The sequence below is a fragment of the Planktotalea sp. genome (genome assembly GCF_018607995.1).
Lineage (GTDB): Bacteria > Pseudomonadota > Alphaproteobacteria > Rhodobacterales > Rhodobacteraceae > Planktotalea.
Genome location: NZ_JABBAL010000006.1, coordinates 65,508 through 87,032, shown reverse-complemented (window position 1 = coordinate 87,032; position 21,525 = coordinate 65,508). Strand labels below are relative to the sequence as shown.

Sequence of the window (21,525 nt, the reverse complement as noted above, 5' to 3'; positions counted from 1 at the left end):
GTAAGTTACAGCAATGCGGTGGACAGAATTGGGTATTGGATCAGCACGATAAGAACCGCAAGCATGATGACGGCAAATGGGAACGATCCCAAGAAGACGTCTTTTAGGCTGATGTTGGGATCGTTCAACGTGCTTTTTATCACAAAACACGAAATCCCAAGCGGCGGTGTCAAAAGGCCGATTTCAGCGCCGATCACGGTGATGATGCCGAACCAAACAAGGCTCAGACCCATGCCTTCAATCAAAGTGATAAACAACGGCACAACGATCAAAATGATAGAGGCTGTATCCAAGAGCGTGCCGAGCACAAGCATCATTAGCACGTAAATCAGCATGATATGGAAGAACGATAGATCCCATTCTTGCAACAAGGCATCCAGCTGATTGGGTAGACCTGCAAAGCCAAGCATACGGCTGTAGAACGACGCCATTGTGATTAGTAGCAAAATGGCTGCCGTGATGTGACCGGTTTCGACCAAAGTAGACCAAAAGCCCTGCCACGTGATCGAGCGGCGCAACAGCGCGATGATCAGCGCCAGCGACGCACCAGCGGCACCTGCTTCAACAGGGGTGAGCCAGCCTGTGTAAATGCCGCCAAGCACTAGAATGATCAGAGCGACAACAGGCCATGCTTTGTCGAACATCTCAGTTTTGCTAAGTGCTGGCATGTCATCAGTACGGATTTCTTCGCCAATATAAGAAGGCCAGAGCCGCGCCATAGCGTAGATCGCGATGATGTAGGCCACGGTTAGGATAAGGCCGGGAATGATGCCTGCCAAGAACATGTCGCCCACGGATTGCTCAGACACGAAAGAATAGATGATCAGCATCGCCGAGGGTGGGATGATCATGCCCAATACGGACGAGCCCGCAACGACGCCGACGGCAAAACGTTTGTTGTAGTTGTAGCGCAACATTTCAGGGACAGAGATTTTGGTGAACACACTTGCAGAGGCAATGGATGACCCGGTGATTGCCGCAAAAATTGCGTTTGCACCAACGGTCGCCATGCCAATGCCAGCGAGCACTTTGCGAAAGGCGGAGTTCATTACATCATAGATATCGCGCCCTAGCCTGGCTTTAGACACGAGTAAGCCCATTAAGGTGAAAAGGGGGATGGTGGCAAAGTTATATTCAGTCACGCCATCGCCCACAGCGACTTTCAAGAAGTTGAAGGCAAGGATGGATTTGCCGGACATGATCCAGACAGAAACAAAGGAAACAAGCCCAAGCGCGATAGGGATATAGAGGCCAAGATAGACCAAAATCACAATCGCTAGAACGGAGAGCATGCCAATTTCAACGGGTCCCATAGTGTGAACTCACCCAGTCTTGCTTGGTGCGAATGTGTCTTCGCCCAAAAGTGTTTTGAAAAAGAAAATGACGGCGGCAAGTGCGCAGCCAAAAGCAATTGCAAGGCGCACGGGCCACCAAGGCGCTTGCAAAATGCCCGGCGTGCCAAAGTAGTCGCAGCGTAGAAGTCCCGTCTTGAAATCGGCCCAAATATTGCCCGTGGGCGCAGGCCCGAAGTCAGGTTGTGTGAAGAAATGACAGCTCTCGAAGCTCTCTGTGAACTCCGGCCAGACCGTCCAGACAATCATGCACATGAAGATGAATGAAATCCCATTCAGGAACCGCGCAAGCGCGCCACCAGTCTTTGGCATGTGGTGATGCAAGAACCCTAAGAAACCGTCAGAACGCGTAAGACGACCGGTGCGCACAACATCGGGTAGCTGTAAGAAAACGATTAGGGCGAGCGAGAAGATCACCACTTCAACCACACCTCTGAAGGGAGCATTAAATAGATTTCGCGAAATCACATCAACGTTCATGACTGCTACCAATGCGAGCAGCACAAAAGCACCGCTCACATTGGCTGCAATAGCAACCGCCACGACCCAGTTTTGAATTTTTTGTAGACCCGTGACGATCATGATCCTGAGACCTTTCCTTTGATGAGTTTAGTTGAGCTCTGCGGCCCAATCGCGCAGAGGCTCAAAGCCTGCTGCTTTCAGCTTGTCTATGTAAGCCACCAGCATATCGGAACCTGGTGCGCCTGCACCGTCGAGCTTCTTGGCCCAATCGACCGCTATGTTTGGCATGCTGTCTGCCCAAGCTTGACGCTCGTCCGCGGTCATCTCAACAACGGTGCCGCCACCGGCAACATAAGCTTCCAAAGACGCATCCGCACGATCCATCGCGATGGATGCTACGTGATCACGATACTCAACAGCAACAGCTTGCAAGACGTCTTTAACTTCATCAGGCAGGCCCGCCCAATAGTCCGCATTCACTGTCACAGTCTTCGAGTTCACAGCGCCAAGATCCGCCTTCAACATGTAGGGCGCAACTTCAGCAATTTTGAACGTCTTTGCGGCTTCAGGCCACAGCATTGCCGCATCAACAACACCGGTTTGGATCATGTTGTAGAAGTTTGGCAGGCCGCCGCGCACGCCTGCTGCACCCTCGATACCTTCGAGATAACGCAAGTTGTAACCAGCGCCCGCAACTTTTTGACCTTGAAGATCTGCAAGCGAGTTGATCGGCGTCTTAGAGAACATCTGATATGTGTCGAGAACAACGCCAGTCGCCAAGTAAACTTGGTTCTCAGCGGCCAGTTCCGTGTTCATCTGCGGGAACTCTTTTGCGATCTCATCAACTGCTTTCGCAACAACACGCGCATCGGCGGCGATAAACGGTGTGACGGCAGAGATACCTTGTGATGGCAGCGCGGAGTTATGGAAAATCGTGGTGACGATGCCGATGTCGCCAAGGCCAAGCTTGATGCCCTCGAGAACGCCGCGCGGCTTTACGATCTGACCGCCGTAGGCTTCTTGCCAGTTGATCTTGTAAGCACCGGATTTCGCCAGTTCTTCGTTTACACGTGGAATGAAGAAGCCAGAGAATTCCTTGACCCACATGGAACGATCAGGATAGCCGTCGATGGCTGTCATGTTGATGGTTTCTTGCGCTGAAGCAGCGCCGCTTAGGGCGGTGGTCAGTCCAAGCGCCATGCCTGTGGCAAGCGCGATACGTCTTGTTAGTTTCATGTGTATTCCTCCCAGAATGATTCAGTTATGCGACTGTTTGTCGGTCTTCGTTGGTGATGATCTGCGCTATCAATGTTCGTCTTGCATCAGATCTTCAGTAATTACACGATTTTACATACGTCGTCGAAGTCAAACCGTGGCAGCCTTTGAAACAACGCCGTTTCATCAGCATAGCCAATATTGCATAGAAAGTTCGACTTCATTGTCGTTCCGTTAAAGAACTCCTGATCGACAACCGAGTTGTCAAAACCAGAAATAGCGCCCACATCCAAGCCAATCGCGCGAGCTGCGATCATGAAGTAAGCACCCTGGAGCGTAGAATTGCGAAAGGCTGTGTCCTCGATGTGTTTCTCTTTGCCTTCAAACATATGACGGCGATCTTCATGAGGAAAAAGCTTGGGTAACTCGGTCCAGAACCCAGTGTCATAGGCTAAGATTGCCGTGACAGGAGCGGACATAACCTTTGGAACATTCGCGGGTTTCAATGACTTGGCGAGCTTGTCTTTGCCAGCTTTGGATCTAACAAACGTGACCCGAACAGGGCATGTGTTCATGCTCGTCGGGCCCATTTTCATGATGTCGAAGATTTGCTTGAACAGATCTTCAGATACCGGCCGATCCTGCCAAGCATAGTGAGACCGTGCGCCCGTCAAGATAAGATCTATCTGATCCGCGTCGAGCTTTGTGATTTTTTGCCGAACTGCGTTCACGTCCGCTTGCGCGTCATGCCTCAAGTTTTCCAATTTGCTCGTCTTGCTCATGATACCCTCATAGTCCCCAAGATTCGTTGTTGATCACAATAAATGATTTTTTGCCCGTCCGTCCAATAAAATCGACTTTTGACAACCTCCTTCAAAAATATCATATTTTAGCTAGCGAAAAAATGGAGAATCGAAATGCCAGCATGGAATGACTACAAAGTAGACGCCAAGTCACGAGGTGCATTGGCTATGGAGCTTTACGTTGTGCGCTCAAAACCAAGCGGTGATATGGAGTTGGTGAAGTCTACCTTGCCTGCTCATCTTGAGTATCAAAAGCAGATGGAAGCGAGCGGTGTTCTCGTTATGGCTGGTCCAACATCAGATGAGTCCGGCGAGTTGATGGAGGCCGAAGGCATGATCATCTATCGCGCGTCGGATCTTGATGCGGCCCGCGCTATCGCGGACGGTGATCCGATGCATGCGGTCGGTGCGCGCAACTATGACATTCGCAAATGGTTGGTCAACGAAGGCTCCCTCAGCTTCACTGTGTCGCTTTCAGCCCAAGCCGTCGACATTCGGTAAAAGAGAAAAAGAACCTCATGCAGCGCAACAAATTCCTTCCGGAAATTTTGGTCACATTGTTTGATCGACATCGTGGGACGCGGACCGACGATGATCCGCGCGACATCTATGAGCTTTGCAATGCTTTGATTGCACAAGAGGGCCAAGTGTCGGGGATCAAAATCGCCGAAGTCATTCTTGCGCGGTATCGTGCTTTCAATGAGGACGCGAAACTCAAGTTCTTTCAATTTATGAATGAAAGTCTCGACATCGATCCAGATCGTTTGGCGGCCTGCGCACGCGCATATGCAAAGAGCGGCACTTGGGAGGACTATAAGGACGTTTATGAAAGTTCGGTCACAAAGCGTCTTCAGTTTCTGCGCCGTTTGAACCAACCGAGCGGCGCCACCGCTGACTTGGTTTCAATGCGGGTTGATTTGCTGCGTTTGACAAAGGTCGACCCTGATTTGCGTCGGGCAGATCTGGATTTCTCTCGCTTGCTGCGCAGCTGGTTTAACCATGGTTTTCTGGTCCTCAAGCAGATTGATTGGAGCGCACCGGCCTCCTTGTTGGATAAAATCGTTGCGTATGAAGCCGTTCACGAGATCAACGATCTTGATGATCTACGTCGTCGTTTGACCCCTCCAGATCGTCGGTGCTTTGCGTTCTTTCATCCAGCGATGCCTGACGAACCTTTGATCTTCGTCGAGGTCGCTCTGAGTGATCAAATCCCAGGATCAATTGACGATCTGTTGTCTGAGCGGAGGGACCCGATCACACCGGAGCAAGCCACTGCTGCGGTGTTTTATTCTATCTCCAATTGCCAAAAAGGTCTGGCTGGAATCAGCTTTGGAAATCTATTAATCAAACAGGTTGCAAAGCACTTGTTGTTGGAGATTCCGCATCTGTCTCATTTTGTGACCTTGTCCCCGATCCCTCGATTAAAGGCTTGGCTGGAGCGACTGAAAGAGGACAGCGATCTTGGGCACATTGCAACGGCAGTCCTTGATGGGACTGCGTCTGACGCAGACATGCGGATTATCACTGCGCGCTATCTTCTAGGGGCCAAGCGGAAAGACGGCACGCCCTTTGATCCTGTCACGCGGTTCCATCTCGGCAACGGCGCCGAGGTCTTCGACGTCCATGCGAACGCAGACAGCTCGCTCAATGGGCGCGCGCAATCTGCTGGCGCGATGGTGAATTATCTCTACGACTTGAAACAGGTTGAGAGCAATCACGAAGACTTCGCGCTGCGCGGTACTATTAAAGCCTCTAAAGCGGTCGCGTCACTGACGAAGTCCGCCTTAACCGCAAAACCCGAAGAAAGTGCAAAAGTCACTTAAGATAAAATGCCCAAACGTTCGACAACCGTGCTGAAGCATGCGGCGAGGTGTTCCGGGCTGCTTGCGGTTGCTGCAACGTAAAAATCAGGTCGAATGATGGCGTAATGTGCGGCTGTTTCAGCCATCCACTTGGTGTAACTGTCATCCAAAGTCTCGACATCGCACCCGCTTGGGCCAAGCGATAGCAGGCGACCACCTAGTTTCTCAAGCGCGCGACTATGAGCGGGGCTTAAGAGGTCTTCTGTCGGGTGATCCAGTGCGAGGATCATCCATCCTTGGCCAACGGTTTGATCAAAACGGCCTTCGCGTTTCTCAAACTTGACCAGCCCTTGCGGCGACAGTTCACCTGCGCTTGCGGTGTCTTCGCACCAGATGCCGGCACCGAGTTTCACTAGATCACCTGTAATCGGTTCATGATTTCTCTCAACGAGATCGGCCATCATACGGGCGTCGCGTTCAGCCGCCTTTTCCGCGTCCGCAATGCAAATGATATCACCCAGATCACGACTGAATTGGATGTAATGTTTGGCGTGCGCAATGCGCTCGGACTCGTAGCTTTGCAAGATGTCGGCACCCAAAGTGCCGTCTAAAATCGCGTTTAACCGCCATGACAAAGCAACTGCATCGCGCAGCCCCGCACACATGCCTTCGCCCGCAAAAGGGGGCATCAGGTGTGCCGCGTCCCCTGCAATCACGCAGCGTTCTTTGTGCCAATGCTCGGTCCAGCGCGCTTGAAAGCGATAGACTGCGCTGCGTTCAAGGCGCGCATTGTCAGGGGTCAGCCCCCATGGTTTCAGCAATGCCCACGCGCTTTCCGGTTTGGCAATCTCATCTTTGTCCTCAGACGGGAGTACCATGAACTCCCAGCGTCGTCGCCCGGGGCCTCCCGGAACAATAGTTGTTGGGCGTTTCGGGTCGCAGAGTTGCCATTGTGCGGGAGAGGCATTGTAGTCCGCTGGCGGAACCATATCGAGGATCAGCCAATCAAAGAAATAGCCCTCGTCGATCACGTTCAAGCCCAGCGCATCGCGCACGAAGCTGTTGGCACCATCCGCGCCTACGACAAACTGCGCTCTCAAGGTTCGCGAAGCGTCACCATCGTCAATCACCAAGTCGACACCGCTTTCATCCTGCGACAACTCTGTCGCGGTCCATCCGCGCAAAACGGAGACAGTCGGCAAAGCAGCTGCGATGTTCATTAAACGCTCTTCCAGCTCTGGCTGGTTGAACCAATAGGTCACATGCCAGCCGCAGGGCGCAAGGCTTTTCCAATCGACGATTTGCAGGTCTTCAAGGTCTGCGTTCTTCCAATAATACAGCTCTTTATGGTTCTCAAATGCTGGATCCGTATCGCAATCAATGCCGAGCGTTGCGAGGATACGAGCGACTTCAGCGTCCATCGTGACGGCGCGCGGGCGATCATAAATTTCGGGCCATTTTTCGACTACTGTGACGCTTTTGCCTGTCCGCCCCAGCAAGATGGCAAGCAAGAGGCCAACCGGTCCGGCACCGACAATGATTGTATCTTGGGACATAATTTAAGCCTCGTTAGAGTTTTGTGTACCTGCTCGGTGGAGTGTGCGGGGGTGATTTAGCGTGTGCTTTCGTCGCTGCTTTGAAGCGCGACGGTAATATGATGATGTCACGTGTCAAGGCATCAGCCAAAAGATCGATATTTATTGACTTTTCGTCATATTGTGAGCAGCTTTTTCAAGCAGGGGAGACTGTTTATTAAACACCCATTATCAACGGTCATCGTAAGCTTGACGTTTTAAGCAACACCAGTGCTTGCAGCTAACGGTGTCGAAGTCACGATAACGGGTATTCAAGGCGGTTTACCTATTGGTGCTAGGTGCCGTTGCGATTGTGGTTATACTGAAAGCTCCGAATGGCGTTTGGGGCTATATTGCGGTTCGTTACAACGTGCAGCTGTTCCCTCTTGGATATCGCATCACAACCGAGGTGGCCCTGAAAGACTGATTTTGTTGAAAAAATAGCAACGGAAATGAAATGACAAAAGCTGCAAAGAACGTTCTGTGGATCATGGCAGATCAGCTGCGCTGGGATTACCTCAGTTGCTACGGGGCGGAGCATATCGATACGCCAAACCTAGATTGGCTTGCGTCACAAGGTGTGCGATTTGACAAAACCTATGTCCAGTCTCCGATTTGTGGGCCTAGCCGAATGAGCGCCTACACGGGGCGCTACGTCCGCAGTCATGGAGCCACATGGAACGGTTTTCCGCTACGCGTGGGCGAGCCGACATTGGGCGATCATTTGCGAGAGATTGACGTTAAATGCTCGCTTGTCGGAAAGACCCACATGACGCCCGATCGCGATGGCATGAAACGCTTGGGTATCACACCGGAGAGCGAGATTGGTGCCCTGATCTCAGAATGTGGGTTTGATGTTTTCGTTCGCGATGACGGCACGAATGCCACAGCTTATCCAGGACGGCATGCGCAAGATTATGATCAATATTTGCGTGACAACGGAATGGACGGCGAAAACCCTTGGGAGGAGTGGGCCAACACGGCGATTGGACCAGATGGCGAATGGCGATCAGGATGGTTGCTCGACAATGCACCGCTTCCCGCACGTGTGCCCAAAGAACACTCCGAAACGGCTTGGCTCACAACGCGGGGGATCGAATACATTGAGGCACAGGGCGATCAGCCCTGGCTCTGCCATCTGAGTTATATCAAGCCACATTGGCCGTTCCTTGCGCCAGCCCCTTACAACGACATGTACAGTGCTCAGGGTATCCCAGGTGTTAATCGTGATGAAAGCGAACGCGACACCGATCATCCCTTAATGCAAGCGTGGATGAACATGCGTGTGTGTCAAACCATGTCGCGCGAAGAGGTGCGCGAAAAAGTGATCCCGTGCTATATGGGCTTGATCAAGGAGCTTGATGATCAAATGGGACGCCTGTTTGCCTATTTGCGCGAGAGTGGCCGTATGGAGGACACGATGATCGTGTTCTGTTCGGATCACGGGGACAACATGGGCGATCACTGGTTGGGAGAGAAAGACCTTTTCTATGACTGCTCTGCGCGCGTACCTTTGTTGATTTATGATCCGAGGCCGGACGCCGATGTGACGCGCGGGACGACATCTGATGCGTTAGTTGAGATGATAGATATGGCCCCGACCTTCTTGGAGTATTTCGGTGGTAACGCAAAGCCGCACATCATGGAGGGGCGTGATCTTTCTCCGCTGATGCATGGAGAAACACCTGATTGGCGCAAATACGCTATTTCGGAGTACGACTATGCCACCCGCAATGCGCAATTAAATGTTGGGATAGATCAAGCGGATGCCCGTCTCGCAATGCTTTTTGACGGCCGTTGGAAGTACATCCACGTCGAAAAGATGCGTCCAATGCTGTATGACCTCGAGGCGGACCCAGATGAGCTTTGCGATCTAGGGTCTGATCCGGCCCACGCGGATCAGCTGGAAAGATTTAAGGCTGCGCACTTTGAATGGGCGCGCCAGCATCACACGCGCATTACGCTTACAGCTGACACGATAAATCAAATGAGCGCGGAACAAGAACCCCCAGGGATCTACATCGCTTATCAAGACCGAGAAGAGCTTGAAGCTAATGGTTTGACTATGCCAACCCACGCATCCGGTTAGTGCCAAATATGAGGTCTACGCGACAGTGACGCGATATCCAGCACGTGGGAAATGGACGCAAACTTGGCCGACCTCATCTGAGCTGCGTTCAATCGAGATTGTGTTTGCATCGGCATAGCGCACGTTGCCACTGACGGGTTGTTCGCCGCCATCCAGATCAGGGCTGACGCTGACGAGCATTCCAGTCTCCAAGCCTTGCGGTTCGTTTTTGGCCACGCCAATCGCTGAGGTCGGTATGCTTGATTTCGCTAGCGCAATTGCGGCCTCAGCACTCATCGGTTTCGACGTGCCATGACCGAGCGCCCTAACGTTTTCCTCCCAACGCATCAGATCGGGGAATTCTGATAGCATTGATGGACCTCCGCTCCAGCGACCGCGAATGAACCAGACTGCGTAGTATATTTGCGCATCTATTGCCGCTGGTGCAGAGCCAAGCAAAAATGCGCGGCCGTCGCTAAGTTGTGCGTTGATCCAAGACAGCGGCGCGCGCAGCTGACTGACAAGATGGGGAAGTTGTTCATTGGCGCGCTTTAATCCGTCCGCCCAATCCTCGCCAAGATAAAGGCGGCCACGATCCTGTGCGAAATCCTCGGGTAGGGTGTCGCCTGCTGACCCAAGAATAAGCTTCACCGTGAGCATAAACATTTCACCGTCTGTGTAGCGGCTGAGACACCACATCAGGCCAGCGTCAGAGGTCGGCATATAGCTAGGTGTGGGATAGCGGCGTTCCAACTCATGGATGATACATTGGCTGTCACAATAAATGTCGGCCCCAATCTGCATCACGGGCGTGCGTCTGTAGCCGCCAGTCAAGGCCGTCAGCATCGGTTTTGGGGGCAGCCGGGGGATTTCCACGTCGTGCCAAGACAAGGTCTTGATGCCAAACGCCACGCGTACTTTCTCCGCGACAGGGGATTGGGGATAGTTGTGAAAAACGATCGCTGCTGTTGTGTTTGTCATGTCGCTCTTATTTCTGGGTTGTTCTGGATTTTCTTCGGCGTTTCTTACACGCGCAACGGTGAAATTGTAAGGAATTCTGACAGGCGCGCTTTGGGATAGAACGCTGTCTCAAACGACGGGCGTTGTTTCGCGCGGGTGAACCAATCCGTGACCAGCGGAAAGCCGTTTTCCCACATGCTCGCGAATGACAGATCATCCATGCGGTCTACAAGGGGGAGCACGATAATGTCGGCCAGACCAAATGCTTGTCCGGAAAGCCACGGCACTTGTGCCAATCGTTTTTCCATCCGCACCAAAGTAGAGGTGAATTGATCCATCGCTGCGTCGACTTCAGCGTCGTTAAACCCTTTGCGCCCCATGCGTTCATAGAACTGTTTGCGGATTGGACGCACATCGGCCTGTTGTTCTTGGAAAGCTGCATCGTCCAGCGCGTCAAACCGCGGCAGGAAAGCCATGTTGAACGAAGGCACGCGGATCGCAGCAGTCGGGACTTCGTCAAGATACCGCCCCCAAGCGCGCACAACAGCGCGCTGCGCAGGATCACTTGGCAGCATAGGCGTGTCGGGAAAAACCTCGTCGAGGTATTCGCAAATCACGCCTGAATCAGTGATCACCGCGTCATCGTGAACGAGCGTCGGCACCACGCCGTTCGGGTTCAGCTTAAGATATTCGGGCATCAGGTGCTCATTTGTGGCGAGGTTCACCAATTGGCTTGCAAACGCTAAGCCCTTTTCGGCAAGGCATAAGCGTACCTTTTGGCTACAGGTCGAATGGTTTGCATGAAACAGCTTGAGCATTTGTGCGCTCCTTTGAAATCAAATCGAGGACGAGTAGAAAAATTCCAAACCACCCCAGATCGAAAGCGTTGCAGCAAGGATAAGCATGGTTTTGACGAGGGTAGGGAAGGTCGATGCCTTAAGCCGTTCACCCAAAAGGCCACCAATCCAAACACCTGCGAAAGCGGGGAGGATGACGATTAAACCGATGAGCAGGGCCGAGGGTTCATAGAGTCCCGCCAGCGCAAGCGAGGGTATATGCAGTGCTGCCATAACTATGAACAGCGCGCTGGTAGCAAAGATGAACGCTGAGCGCGAGAGCCCAGCGGCCAGAAAGAAGGGTGGTGCCACTAAACCGGATAGACCGATGGAGCCGTGCACCAGACCTGCTAGAGTTCCAAGAACCGGTGCCAATCTGGTTAGTTGGGGTGCGGACATAGCTTCGCGTGCGCCCTTGGGTTTGAAAAGATAAATCAGCACGAGACAACCGAGCATGATCTCGAGATAAGCGTTTTCGATACTTTTAAGTATGAATGTTCCCGCGATCAGGCCAAGCGCCGCGGTGACAAGAAACGTGCGCAAAAACGTGATTTTGCGATACTCGCGAAACTTCCAGAATTGCCACAGATTGGTTGCAATCGCTGGTGGTACTGCAATTGAGAGCGCAAGCGGTAAAGACCCAACAGCTGTTAACATAGGGATCGCGAGCATTGGTAATCCAAAACCGATTGCGCCTTTCGCCAAGCCACCAATGAAGAAGGTCAGCGCCGCAATCGTGAGAATGACAAGATCAAGTGTCATTGACTTTGTGCCTTTGCAGTCGCCCCAGATTTGTCAAATGAGTCTCCTCTAAGCGTCAGTTTAAAGAAAATAATCACCGGAGTTCAATAAAAATCGATAAAATGTTGCTTTTGAAGATTCCACCGATATTATTGATACACGCGCTGGGACATACAAGGCGAAAAGCCATTTCCTCGGCCGAACAGATCAGGGAGGTCTACATGAATATTGCATCTAAAGTTTTGGCCGTTGCGGCCATGGCACTTGCGCCAATGACAGTCTCCGCACAAGAGCTGCGGATCGGTACGGCGAGCTTGGGCGGCGCGTATTACCCGATGGGTCAAGCGCTCAGCAACATGGTGAACAAACACGCCGAGGGTTACACTATGGTCCCTATTGTGACCGGTGGGGGCGCTGAAAATCCGCGCTTGGTTGACTCCGGCGAGGTTGAGTTGGGCATAGCGCCAGCGAGCCTCAGCTATCTCGCCGTTGGTGGCAAAGGTCCTTACAAAGAGGCGTTGAACATCACCGCGATGGGTCAATTGCACTCTAGCGTTTTGCATATGGTGACGTTGCCGGGTTCTGGCATCACCAGCATTGAAGATCTCAAAGGTAAGAAAGTCGCGATTGGCCCCGCGGGCGGTGGCACACTCAGCATCACGCGAAACCTCTTTAAGCTATATGACATGACGCTTGAGGACATTGTGCCAAGCTTTCTGTCCTACGCAGACGGATTCAGCCAATTGTCTGACGGCAACGTTGACGCGGCTTTCGCGCTTGCGGGTTTCCCGACCTCTGCTGTGATGCAGACGGGGGCAACCAATGATCTTCAGTTCATTGAGCTGGGCGAGTCAAAAATGAGCGAGCTGACAGAACGTTTCCCCTATTACTCCAACGTGAGCGTACCTGCAGATGTCTACAATACAGAAAACGATGTAGTTGTTATCGGCTCCGCCAACATGCTGATCGCACGTGGTGATATGGACGACGCGCGCGCGACTGTTCTGCTTGAGGCGATTTATGGCAATCTGGATGATTTGATCGCGGAAAACGCATTGGCCAAACAGATTGTCCCAAAGGCGTCCTTGGGCTTGCCAATCCCGTTACATGCGGCGGCAAAAGCGTATTTCGAAGCGCTTGAGTAATTGAATCCAAAGGGGCGGCCATTGGGCCGCTCCTTTTCACTTTGGCTTTACCAAGGCGATATGATGATCGGCGTACAAAAGCTCACTGCTAAACTCGTCTCGCTCACTGCGATTTGCTTGAGCCTTTGGCATCTCTCCATTGTCGCGGGCTTTGGTAGTTATTCAACGATGGACATCCGCAGCATTCACCTGACGGTGATGTTGTGTTTGGTCTTTCTGGCCGTCAAGAAACCGGTTGGGGACGCCGTTGACACGCCTGCGGTGCGTTCGCGTGACATGATGGGATTGAGCGTACGAATTGCCCTTGCGCTCGCCTCGCTTGGGGCTGGGTTTTACACATATTCGCGTTGGAAACCGATCGCCTTTAGTGGCGGCGTGACGAACGATCTGGATGCCTATGTTGGCATGGTAATCATTCTATTGGTCCTGCTTGCGGTGATCCGTCGGATTGGTTTCCTTTTGAGTTTGATCGCGATCATTTTCCTTCTCTACCCACTTCTTGCGCCTTATATGCCGGGCGTGCTTGAAGGACGTGGCTACGGTCCTGAGCGGATTGCGATCTTTATGGCAACTGGGACCGAAGGCATCTTTGGTATCCCCCTTGGTGTCTCCGCGTCCTACATCATTATTTTTACTATCTTCGGCGCTTTCCTGAACAATTTTGGGGCAGGGGAATTCTTCTTCCGTATTGCAAGCGCGTTAACCAACGGCACACGCGCCGCGTCTGCGAAAACCGCTGTGATCTTTAGCACATTGCTTGGCATGATTTCCGGCTCTGCGGCGGGCAATGTTGCCGTGACGGGAACCATGACGATTCCGATGATGAAGCGCGAGGGCTACAAACCCAACCAAGCCGCCGCGATCGAAGCGGTTGTGTCCACAGGCGGTCAGATCATGCCACCCATTATGGGCGCTGCGGCGTTTATCATGGCGGAGATCATTGGTTTGCCCTACCGCGATGTGATGCTCGCCGCACTGATCCCCGCGCTGTTGTTTTTCACCTCGATCCTGTTCATCGTGCACCTGCGTGCCGTCAAATCCGGTATGGACGTCAGCACCCCACAAGAAACAACAGAACCACTGTCGAGCGTGCTACTTCCGGGGCTGAGGTTTGTCATACCATTCTTACTGTTGGTTGGCATGATGGTCGTCGGCTACTCTCCCTTTCGTGCGTCTTTCGTTGCACTTATCACGCTTTTGATCGGCTGTTTCTTCTTTGAATTTCGCGATTTGAAAGGCTTCGCCACACGTATCTTGAAGTCACTGGAAGAGGGTGCTTTGGCCGTGCTCTCTATCGCCGCAGCCTGTGCTGCAGCGGGGATCGTGGCTGGGGTTTTGTCCATGACGGGAGTGGGATCGAAGATCTCGGGCTTAATAATTGATGTGTCTGCAGGCTTGCCCTTAATCGCGTTGATCATGACGGCTGGCATGGCGATTATCCTTGGCATGGGCTTGCCCACAACTGCGGCTTATCTCATCTTGGCCACAGTCGTTGCGCCACCTCTTGTTGAGATGGGGGTACCGATCCTGACCGCACATATGTTCGTGTTCTTTTTTGGGTGCATTTCCACGATCACGCCACCTGTTGCGCTTGCCTCTTACGTTGCCGCTGGCATCGCGGGGAGTGATATAAACAAGACCAGTTGGACAGCGTTCGCCTATGGCATCACGAGCTATATCCTACCGTTCATGTTCTTCTTTGGACCAGCCTTGCTCATGGAGGGCACCACCGTTCAAATCATCATGGCAGTTGTGATCGGTTTGATCAGCGTTTTCTGCATCGCCGCTGCAGTCGTTGGATATCTCGTGAGGCCTCTGGGCTTACTGGGGCGTGTTGTTATGGGTGCGGCGGGGGTGTTGCTGATGTATCAATCTCCCCTCACCAATATCGCAGGGCTGGCGATCTTGGCCGGGGTGTTCGCTCTATCGAAGGCTCAAGCAGGTCGTCTAAACCAAACTCAATAGGGGAAAGCTATGCATAAGGATTACAGACGCGTCGTGACGGGCCATGATGGAAATGGCGTGGCGATTGTGGAGAGCGATCAAATTGCCTCGCAAGTTCTGGAGCGCCCGGCGCGTCCGGGTGTGCGGTTGACGAACTTCTGGCGCACAGAGACGACACCTGCGGAATACGACGGGCCGACAGAAACCTGTACAGGTCCATTTATCCTGCATCCGCCAGAGCATGGAACGATGTTTCGATGCGTGGAGTTTTTACCTGAAGATCCAGAGGTCATGGCCAAGCTCTCAAGTAAGGAAGGTGCGGAGGCGTTTGCCGAAATGGGCGCAGGTGCTAATATTGTGCAAGGAGGTCGTCATCCTTGGATGCACCGCACGGATTCAGTTGACTACGGCATTGTCATGAACGGAGAAATCTGGATGGTGATGGATGAAGAAAAGGACGACGTTCTGCTTAAAGCTGGCGATGTCGTCATTCAACGCGGCACCAATCACGCATGGGCCAATCGCGGCTCAGAACCTTGTACGATGATGTTCGTCTTAGTGGACGGTGTCTCAGAGACTGGCAAAGGAAAAGGCATTCCTGAGCGCTAAAACGCAAAGGTTTCTACCTCTGTGATGTCAGCGCAGTGGGAACTATGAAACAAATAACTGACGAAACACATCTGGGAGGATGACATGAAAACATTCACACGCACGGCAATCGCCGCATTGCTTCTCACGTCCACAGCGGCGTCTGCGCAAATGGTCGAGGGGCCAGACGTCAACTGGAGCTTCTCCATGTGGGGCAACCCGCGCGCTTTGTCTGCTGGCATGGAAGCTATCGCGGAAGAAGTCTCGGAGAAGACAGGTGGCAAGTTCAACATCAAGATATTCTACGGCGGACAGCTCTCTGGTGCGCGTGAAAACTTGGATGGCTTGCAGCTAAATGCGTTTGAAGGCGCTGCGATCTGCAACTTCTACCATCCGGGCAAGAACCCTGCATGGATGGTCTTCTCGTTGCCGTTCCTACCTTTGGGCGATCCTAAGGTTGACCAGTATGTGCGCTCGAAACTGTTTGAACATCCCGCAATCGTTGCGGACATGGAGCGTTGGAACGCGATGCCATACATGAGCGGCTTGTTGCCTCAGTATGAGATCCTCGGCAAAGGCGACGCGCCGACGTCCTTGGACGACTGGAGTGGCATGCGCGTGCGTGCTGGTGGCGGTCTAGGAAGTGCGATGGAAGCGCTCGGCGCGACGAAAACCACTTTGCCAGCGGGTGAAACTTCGACAGCATTCCAGCGCGGCGCAGTTGATGCGGCAGCCTTCCCATATACTTATGCGCATGTTTCCTTCGGAATTGCCGAAGAAGCCGATTGGTTCACCGCAAACCTTGCACCGGGCACATCCGAGTGTGGTTGGATATTCAACAAAACCGCTTACGAGGCACTGCCTTCGCAGTATCAGGAGTTGTTGATGAGTCTGCGCGGCAAAGGCATGGACGTTGAGCAAGCGGCTTACGCAGAGCAGGACAAAAAGAACCTGCCCGTGTTCAAAGAGACTATGCAGGAAATCGTCTATAGCGATTCAGATCTCGCGAAATTCCGCGAAGTTGCAGGCCAGCCTGTGTGGGATGCTTGGATTGCCGCAAACGCAGACAAATTCGATGCGCAAGGACTGTTTGATGCGGTTTGGAGCTACGCTGAAGAAGCGATGAACCAGTAACGTCGAAAGACGCACCGGTCCCCAGATTGTTGGGGGCCGGACTTAAAGGATCCACGCCATGGAACACGACATAGAGGCGGAGCGCAGCTTGCTGGCCCGTTTGCATCGCGGCTTTATGCCGATTGAGGACTTCGCCAATCTCGCCGCCGCTGCTGCAATCATGTTGCTGATGGTGCTTGGCGTATTGCAGATTGTGTTGCGGACCGTCTTTAACACTCCGATCAACGGCTACATCGACCTAGTCGAACTCTCTATGGCGAGCATGGCGTTTTTGGGCGCAGCTTACACGCAACGCCTTGGCAGTCACATTCGTATGGAGCTTTTGGTGAGCCGACTTTCTGGCCGCGCTCTCTGGCTGCTTGAAGCCATTGGTGCCGCCATCGCAATGTTCGTCATCGCAGTGTTGATCTATCACAGCTACGGCCATTTCCTGCGCGCATATACATTAGGTGACACTACAATTGACGCGGAATACGTCACGTGGCCCTCCAAGCTCTTGGTGCCTATCGCTTTCTCAATCTGGTGGATCAGGCTCGCGCTGCAATGCATTGGAGCCTTGCGTTTGGTGCTCTTTCCTGACGCCACACCCATCGCGGTGGTAGTGGCCAAGGATGTCGCAGAACAAGCGCAAGACGAAATCCACGAAGTCATGGGTGACGACGCAGAGCCTGCAAGACCGGAGGGCAAATCATGATCATTGGTATTGGCATGTCCGACCCATTCTTGGTTGGCGTTATCACGCTTTGCATGTTGTTGGGGTTGATCTTTATCGGCGTGCGCGTTGTTTTTGCGGCTGCTGTTGTCGGTCTGCTCGGCCTCGTTGAGTTGCGCGGGTGGGGTCCTGCGGCTGGTATTGTTGGCACGATCCCGCACTCAAAATCTTCGACCTACGCTTTGTCGGTTTTGCCGATGTTCATCTTCATTGGTTTTCTCGCCTTTCATGCGGGCATGACCCAGCAACTTTTTGACGCTGCGCGCAAATGGCTTGGCTGGCTTCCCGGTGGCTTGGCCGTCGCCACTGTTTTTGCCACTGCGGGGTTTGCCGCTGTGTCTGGTGCATCGACTGCCACTGCCGCCGTGTTCAGTCGCGTCGCAATCCCAGAGATGCTGAAACACGGATATGATCGACGTATGGCTGCGGGTGTTGTCGCCTCCGCAGGCACACTTGCGACCCTCATCCCACCCTCAGCGATTCTCGTGATCTATGCGATCATCGTGGAGCAATCCGTCGGTAAACTGCTGCTCGCTGGCTTCCTGCCCGGTATCTTTTCAGCGGTTGTCTATGCAGGCATCATCGTGGTTTGGGCGATGATGAAGCCGGGGTCTGCGCCGTCAGTCAAAGGTTTCACATGGGGCGAACGCGTGCGCACATTGCCCGGCATTTCGCCGATTATTCTCGTGGTGGTCATCATAATGAGCGCAATCTACGGCGGCTGGGCGACACCTACAGAAGCAGGTGCGCTTGGAGCATTCGTGGTCTTTGTTCTCGCGCTCGTCAGAGGTACGCCGCTAAAATCGATCAAGAACTCTTTGATGGAATCCGCCAAGCTGACAGTGATGATCTTTTCCTTGATTTGGGGCGTTTTGATCTTCGTGCGCTTTCTTGGCTTTTCGGGCATTCCCGGAGCGTTCACCGAGTGGATCGTCGGGCTTGATATGCAGCCGATGACAATCATGATTTGCATCCTTTTGGGCTATGCGGTGCTGGGCATGTTTATGGATGCGATTGGCATGCTTCTATTGACCTTGCCAGTGGTCTATCCCGCCGTCATCGCGCTCGGTTTTGATCCGATTTGGTTTGGCATCATCGCGGTTAAGATGGCGGAGATTTGTTTGATCACACCTCCCATCGGGCTGAACTGCTTTGTGGTAAACGGCGTGCGTCCTGACATCCCTTTGGGCCAAGTCTTTCGCGGCGTAGCGCTGTTCTTCATTGCCGATGTGATCACGATTGCCGCCTTACTCATGTTCCCAGAGATCGTAACATGGTTGCCGAATTTTGACTTTGAAGCATGGTGGTCCGGTCTCTGGGCTGCCGCGTTGTAAGGAAATATTATGCGTTTGCACACATCCCTTCCACTGGCGCATGCCAGTGCGATTATCACTGAAGCTTTGCGGCTTGGTCGTGACGCAGGGCTGCTTCCATTGACCGTTGTTGTGCTTGATGCGGGTGGCAAAATGGTAGCGATGCAATGCGAGGATGGTTCTGGCCTTATTCGTTTCGAAGTAGCGTTCGGCAAGGCATATGGCGCGCTTGGCATGGGCATTTCATCGCGTTTGATCCGTGATCGATTGAAAAATCGCCCGACATTTCAATCTGCGTTGGCAACTGCATCTGGTGGACAATTAATCCCTGTTCCGGGTGGCGTGTTGGTTGAGGACGCACAGGGCGTGACGCTAGGCGCTGTAGGGATCAGTGGCGATACATCAGACAAGGACGAGTACTGCGCGATTGAGGCGATCAAATTCGCAGGCTACGCACCAGAACCCGCCGAGCCAAATCCGGAGTGGCGCACTTCCTCGCTCTCAGATCACTATCCAGCCTCAAACTAGAGTGGTAGATCGATATGGCGGTGCGTCACCTGCAAACGTGGCAAGTTGGCGTCATTGGGATCGGCCAAAGTGAAAGTCGATTTGCCTTCAAACTTTGCCGGAATGATCATGGCGCGCAAAAAGCTGGTAACACCAACGTCTTGCAACGCGACCGCACGCACTGGAGCGTGCGCGGCTTCGAACCAACTCTCACCCGTTTGCAAAGTTTGGACATGCTCATCCGCCTCAAGGCGCAAGCTGCCGCGCACCAAATGACGGATGCCTGCCCCGGCATGGGTGTGGCGATGCGCGATGGCACCTACAGGAAAGCACACCTCATCAATGCGCAATATTGCAGAGGCGGGCATAGGGCCACAAGGATGACAAGCCAGCACGTCGGGCGTGCTCAATCCGGTTTTGGTGAGCACAAAGGTCAACCCATTCTCGCGCGCGTGTTCATTAAGGTGACCCGCTGGATGTGCGTCGACCTTATCAGCAAGCAGCTGCCAATGGAGTTGCACAAGCGCGTTCTTCAAAAGCACCGATCCAGACAACAGGCTCATAAACATCGAATTTTCCTCGCTTTGTGCGGGCAAGTTATATGAGACAAGGCTTTCTTGCCACCACACTTGTCGCTGTCGCGATTGCTGTTCTTGCGGCGCAAACGGTTGGGGGTGTGTTCGCGCAAAACGCGGCACGCGTGTTATTTGTAGTGCTGTGCATCGTGGGATTGCGCACGAACACGGTGCGCGAAAGCCTGCTTTTGTGCTTTGCTTTGCTCTTGGGTGTCGTTCTTTGTCAAAGCGAGAGTGGTTGGTTGGTTCTTTTAGCCGGCATCGATTTGGCCGCGTATTTTGCGAGCTTTATCGCGTTGTTAACGGCGCTCAAGATTGCAGCGGAACGCTCTGCATCGGTCTTAACCGTCGGTCGATATCTTATCAAACAACCGACAGGGCGTCGCTTTATTGCGACGGCGTCTGGTGGTCATGCGTTGGGTGTGTTTCTGAATTTTGGCGCGATCAGCTTGATGGCCCCGCTTATTCAATCCGCCACGATCCGTGCAGATGGTACTGTTGATCAAGACTTGGAGCGCCGTCAGATGTCTGCGCTTTTGCGCGGCTTTGCTTGGATCTTGCTTTGGGCACCAACGACTTTGACGCAAACGGTTTTGCTCACATTGTTTACTGAAATTGAACTCGGAAAGCTCGTTGTGCTCGGGCTTGCCACATCCGTCTTAATGATGGGTATTGGCTTCGCCTATGATCGGTTTGAGTGGCGCGCGCATACCATGCAGAGGAATGTTCAAGTTGCCCCTGATCTGCCCAAACGCGCCTTTCTGCGCCTTGCGCTTGTTTGCACTGTGTTGATTGGGACAACTGCCGCCTTGCAAATCGGGCTGGGGTATAACACGGCGCTATCTTTGATGTTTGTGGCCCCTAGCGTGACTGTGTTCTGGTTTGCATTCCAACGCGGGGAAAAGACTGCGCTAACAACACAACTCGCGCATTTTTGGCCCGCACTTGAGAGCAACGCCCAAGTCCTGACACGGGCCGCCATTGCGCTTGGTTTATCCGGATTCATCGGTCGCGCATTGGCAGAGATCTTACCAGTTGCGCGCCTTGCTAAAGACATCGACTTAAGCGCTTTTCCGGGCTGGCTTTTCCTTGCGGCACTGCCTGTTTTGATTACGCTTGGCGGGCAAGTTGCACTTAGTCCGATCATTATCGTCGTGTTCATCGGACAGGTTGTGCAAACATTCCCAAGCCTGCCTGCTGCGTCAACTCACATCGTTTTTGCGCTTAGTGCGGGCTGGGCGATTTCGATGTTTGCGTCCCCGAATGCCACCGCCACATTGCTGATTTCCGCAACCTCCAAGATTCCACCGACTACCCTAACATGGCGCTGGAACCTGAAATATGCGGCGATATGCTATGCGGTTTTAGTCGCAATGTTTGTGATGCTTGAACATTGATAAATTGGCCTGTTGTAAATCGTTATGCGCGATCAAGGCTGCTCAATTCGGCTCACACATCGAGCAGGCTGATCTTGCCTGATGCATGAAATCGAGCGGCTAAAGCGATGACATATTGGCTGTATTCACTCGCACAGTGTTGTTTGAGAAAACAGCGCCCAGTCCCTTAACGCAACCTGGCTTTGAGCAGGATTGAATCGTGCTTTTCTGAAAGTATAAAATTTTTACTTGTTGTTTTTTATCAGAGGTATAAGGCGATTATTAATCTTGGATGAATAGTAAAGAGCATTCTGGTGTTGTATTTACGCGAATGACTTCATTGCCTGATATCGCTTTTTTTTAGCCATCTGACTGGTGAAAATCAGGCCCAGCGGTTTTCTTGTCTCGAAAAGCCGTG

The 21,525-nt window shown here is 52.9% G+C and carries 20 protein-coding genes; 11 read left to right on the top strand and 9 right to left on the bottom strand.

Annotation, left to right across the window (positions count from 1 at the left end):
• Window positions 1-5: 5 nt before the first annotated feature.
• The 4 genes from QZ280_RS02010 to QZ280_RS01995 all read right to left on the bottom strand — a co-directional run bounded on the left by QZ280_RS02010 (window position 6) and on the right by QZ280_RS01995 (window position 3,811).
• The gene (locus tag QZ280_RS02010) at window positions 6-1,313 is read right to left on the bottom strand and encodes a TRAP transporter large permease (protein WP_293440607.1); all 1,308 of its coding nucleotides are present in this window, start codon (window positions 1,311-1,313) and stop codon (window positions 6-8) included.
• A 9-nt stretch (window positions 1,314-1,322) separates the two neighbouring features.
• Window positions 1,323-1,934 carry a TRAP transporter small permease gene (locus tag QZ280_RS02005; protein WP_293440606.1) on the bottom strand — a complete coding sequence of 204 codons (612 nt, stop codon included), beginning with the start codon at window positions 1,932-1,934 and terminating at the stop codon, window positions 1,323-1,325.
• 27 nt (window positions 1,935-1,961) lie between these two features.
• On the bottom strand, window positions 1,962-3,050 hold the full coding sequence (locus QZ280_RS02000; protein WP_293440605.1) for a C4-dicarboxylate TRAP transporter substrate-binding protein: 1,089 nt from the start codon (window positions 3,048-3,050) through the stop codon (window positions 1,962-1,964).
• Window positions 3,051-3,151: 101 nt separating this feature from the next.
• Window positions 3,152-3,811 (bottom strand): malonic semialdehyde reductase, encoded by a 660-nt coding sequence (locus QZ280_RS01995; RefSeq protein WP_293440604.1) that lies wholly within the window; start codon window positions 3,809-3,811, stop codon window positions 3,152-3,154.
• Window positions 3,812-3,946: 135 nt separating this feature from the next.
• Between QZ280_RS01995 and QZ280_RS01990 the strand changes: the two genes are divergently transcribed.
• Window positions 3,947-4,333 carry a YciI family protein gene (locus QZ280_RS01990; RefSeq protein WP_293440603.1) on the top strand — a complete coding sequence of 129 codons (387 nt, stop codon included), beginning with the start codon at window positions 3,947-3,949 and terminating at the stop codon, window positions 4,331-4,333.
• A 17-nt stretch (window positions 4,334-4,350) separates the two neighbouring features.
• Window positions 4,351-5,655 (top strand): malonyl-CoA decarboxylase family protein, encoded by a 1,305-nt coding sequence (locus tag QZ280_RS01985; protein WP_293440601.1) that lies wholly within the window; start codon window positions 4,351-4,353, stop codon window positions 5,653-5,655.
• Here the strand turns inward: QZ280_RS01985 and QZ280_RS01980 are convergent.
• Window positions 5,652-7,190 carry a bifunctional 3-(3-hydroxy-phenyl)propionate/3-hydroxycinnamic acid hydroxylase gene (locus QZ280_RS01980; RefSeq protein WP_293440600.1) on the bottom strand — a complete coding sequence of 513 codons (1,539 nt, stop codon included), beginning with the start codon at window positions 7,188-7,190 and terminating at the stop codon, window positions 5,652-5,654. The genes QZ280_RS01985 and QZ280_RS01980 overlap by 4 nt on opposite strands.
• 475 nt (window positions 7,191-7,665) lie before the next feature.
• Here QZ280_RS01980 and QZ280_RS01975 point away from each other — a divergent pair, with 475 nt between their 5' ends.
• Window positions 7,666-9,297 carry an alkaline phosphatase family protein gene (locus QZ280_RS01975; protein ID WP_293440598.1) on the top strand — a complete coding sequence of 544 codons (1,632 nt, stop codon included), beginning with the start codon at window positions 7,666-7,668 and terminating at the stop codon, window positions 9,295-9,297.
• A gap of 15 nt (window positions 9,298-9,312) precedes the next feature.
• Here the strand turns inward: QZ280_RS01975 and QZ280_RS01970 are convergent, their stop codons facing one another.
• From QZ280_RS01970 to QZ280_RS01960, 3 genes are read right to left on the bottom strand one after another with little or no spacing between them, the layout of a single operon-like run.
• On the bottom strand, window positions 9,313-10,257 hold the full coding sequence (locus QZ280_RS01970) for a glutathione S-transferase family protein (protein WP_293440597.1): 945 nt from the start codon (window positions 10,255-10,257) through the stop codon (window positions 9,313-9,315).
• 44 nt (window positions 10,258-10,301) lie between these two features.
• Window positions 10,302-11,054 carry a glutathione S-transferase family protein gene (locus tag QZ280_RS01965; RefSeq protein WP_293440596.1) on the bottom strand — a complete coding sequence of 251 codons (753 nt, stop codon included), beginning with the start codon at window positions 11,052-11,054 and terminating at the stop codon, window positions 10,302-10,304.
• A gap of 18 nt (window positions 11,055-11,072) precedes the next feature.
• Window positions 11,073-11,834, bottom strand: coding sequence for a sulfite exporter TauE/SafE family protein (locus tag QZ280_RS01960; RefSeq protein ID WP_293440595.1), 762 nt, complete (start codon window positions 11,832-11,834; stop codon window positions 11,073-11,075).
• A 200-nt stretch (window positions 11,835-12,034) separates the two neighbouring features.
• On the opposite strand from QZ280_RS01960, the gene QZ280_RS01955 reads away from it, so the two are divergent.
• From QZ280_RS01955 to QZ280_RS01925, 7 genes are all read left to right on the top strand, one after another.
• Window positions 12,035-12,958 (top strand): TAXI family TRAP transporter solute-binding subunit, encoded by a 924-nt coding sequence (locus QZ280_RS01955; protein ID WP_293440594.1) that lies wholly within the window; start codon window positions 12,035-12,037, stop codon window positions 12,956-12,958.
• Window positions 12,959-12,979: 21 nt separating this feature from the next.
• Window positions 12,980-14,923 carry a TRAP transporter fused permease subunit gene (locus tag QZ280_RS01950; protein ID WP_293440592.1) on the top strand — a complete coding sequence of 648 codons (1,944 nt, stop codon included), beginning with the start codon at window positions 12,980-12,982 and terminating at the stop codon, window positions 14,921-14,923.
• A 9-nt stretch (window positions 14,924-14,932) separates the two neighbouring features.
• Window positions 14,933-15,511, top strand: a complete 579-nt coding sequence (locus tag QZ280_RS01945; RefSeq protein ID WP_293440590.1) for a cupin domain-containing protein — start codon at window positions 14,933-14,935, stop codon at window positions 15,509-15,511.
• An 84-nt stretch (window positions 15,512-15,595) separates the two neighbouring features.
• The gene (locus QZ280_RS01940) at window positions 15,596-16,624 is read left to right on the top strand and encodes a C4-dicarboxylate ABC transporter substrate-binding protein (protein ID WP_293440588.1); all 1,029 of its coding nucleotides are present in this window, start codon (window positions 15,596-15,598) and stop codon (window positions 16,622-16,624) included.
• A 58-nt stretch (window positions 16,625-16,682) separates the two neighbouring features.
• The gene (locus QZ280_RS01935; RefSeq protein ID WP_293440587.1) at window positions 16,683-17,318 is read left to right on the top strand and encodes a TRAP transporter small permease; all 636 of its coding nucleotides are present in this window, start codon (window positions 16,683-16,685) and stop codon (window positions 17,316-17,318) included.
• Window positions 17,315-18,670 carry a TRAP transporter large permease gene (locus tag QZ280_RS01930; RefSeq protein WP_293440586.1) on the top strand — a complete coding sequence of 452 codons (1,356 nt, stop codon included), beginning with the start codon at window positions 17,315-17,317 and terminating at the stop codon, window positions 18,668-18,670. Before QZ280_RS01935 ends, QZ280_RS01930 begins: the two co-directional genes overlap by 4 nt.
• A gap of 9 nt (window positions 18,671-18,679) precedes the next feature.
• Window positions 18,680-19,177: a heme-binding protein gene (locus QZ280_RS01925; RefSeq protein ID WP_293440585.1), complete on the top strand. Its 498-nt coding sequence runs from the start codon at window positions 18,680-18,682 to the stop codon at window positions 19,175-19,177.
• On the opposite strand, the gene QZ280_RS01920 is transcribed toward QZ280_RS01925, so the two are convergent.
• Window positions 19,174-19,725 carry a hypothetical protein gene (locus QZ280_RS01920; RefSeq protein ID WP_293440584.1) on the bottom strand — a complete coding sequence of 184 codons (552 nt, stop codon included), beginning with the start codon at window positions 19,723-19,725 and terminating at the stop codon, window positions 19,174-19,176. The two genes, QZ280_RS01925 and QZ280_RS01920, sit on opposite strands and share 4 nt — an antisense overlap.
• 32 nt (window positions 19,726-19,757) lie before the next feature.
• Here QZ280_RS01920 and QZ280_RS01915 point away from each other — a divergent pair, with 32 nt between their 5' ends.
• Window positions 19,758-21,128, top strand: coding sequence for a hypothetical protein (locus QZ280_RS01915; RefSeq protein ID WP_293440583.1), 1,371 nt, complete (start codon window positions 19,758-19,760; stop codon window positions 21,126-21,128).
• Window positions 21,129-21,525 lie beyond the last annotated feature (397 nt).

Coding starts and splice junctions, on each gene's coding strand:
- QZ280_RS02010 (WP_293440607.1), bottom strand. CDS start 1,313: ATGGGACCCGTTGAAATTGGCATGCTCTCCGTTCTAGCGATTGTGATT.
- QZ280_RS02005 (WP_293440606.1), bottom strand. CDS start 1,934: ATGATCGTCACGGGTCTACAAAAAATTCAAAACTGGGTCGTGGCGGTT.
- QZ280_RS02000 (WP_293440605.1), bottom strand. CDS start 3,050: ATGAAACTAACAAGACGTATCGCGCTTGCCACAGGCATGGCGCTTGGA.
- QZ280_RS01995 (WP_293440604.1), bottom strand. CDS start 3,811: ATGAGCAAGACGAGCAAATTGGAAAACTTGAGGCATGACGCGCAAGCG.
- QZ280_RS01990 (WP_293440603.1), top strand. CDS start 3,947: ATGCCAGCATGGAATGACTACAAAGTAGACGCCAAGTCACGAGGTGCA.
- QZ280_RS01985 (WP_293440601.1), top strand. CDS start 4,351: ATGCAGCGCAACAAATTCCTTCCGGAAATTTTGGTCACATTGTTTGAT.
- QZ280_RS01980 (WP_293440600.1), bottom strand. CDS start 7,190: ATGTCCCAAGATACAATCATTGTCGGTGCCGGACCGGTTGGCCTCTTG.
- QZ280_RS01975 (WP_293440598.1), top strand. CDS start 7,666: ATGACAAAAGCTGCAAAGAACGTTCTGTGGATCATGGCAGATCAGCTG.
- QZ280_RS01970 (WP_293440597.1), bottom strand. CDS start 10,257: ATGACAAACACAACAGCAGCGATCGTTTTTCACAACTATCCCCAATCC.
- QZ280_RS01965 (WP_293440596.1), bottom strand. CDS start 11,054: ATGCTCAAGCTGTTTCATGCAAACCATTCGACCTGTAGCCAAAAGGTA.
- QZ280_RS01960 (WP_293440595.1), bottom strand. CDS start 11,834: ATGACACTTGATCTTGTCATTCTCACGATTGCGGCGCTGACCTTCTTC.
- QZ280_RS01955 (WP_293440594.1), top strand. CDS start 12,035: ATGAATATTGCATCTAAAGTTTTGGCCGTTGCGGCCATGGCACTTGCG.
- QZ280_RS01945 (WP_293440590.1), top strand. CDS start 14,933: ATGCATAAGGATTACAGACGCGTCGTGACGGGCCATGATGGAAATGGC.
- QZ280_RS01940 (WP_293440588.1), top strand. CDS start 15,596: ATGAAAACATTCACACGCACGGCAATCGCCGCATTGCTTCTCACGTCC.
- QZ280_RS01935 (WP_293440587.1), top strand. CDS start 16,683: ATGGAACACGACATAGAGGCGGAGCGCAGCTTGCTGGCCCGTTTGCAT.
- QZ280_RS01930 (WP_293440586.1), top strand. CDS start 17,315: ATGATCATTGGTATTGGCATGTCCGACCCATTCTTGGTTGGCGTTATC.
- QZ280_RS01925 (WP_293440585.1), top strand. CDS start 18,680: ATGCGTTTGCACACATCCCTTCCACTGGCGCATGCCAGTGCGATTATC.
- QZ280_RS01920 (WP_293440584.1), bottom strand. CDS start 19,725: ATGTTTATGAGCCTGTTGTCTGGATCGGTGCTTTTGAAGAACGCGCTT.
- QZ280_RS01915 (WP_293440583.1), top strand. CDS start 19,758: ATGAGACAAGGCTTTCTTGCCACCACACTTGTCGCTGTCGCGATTGCT.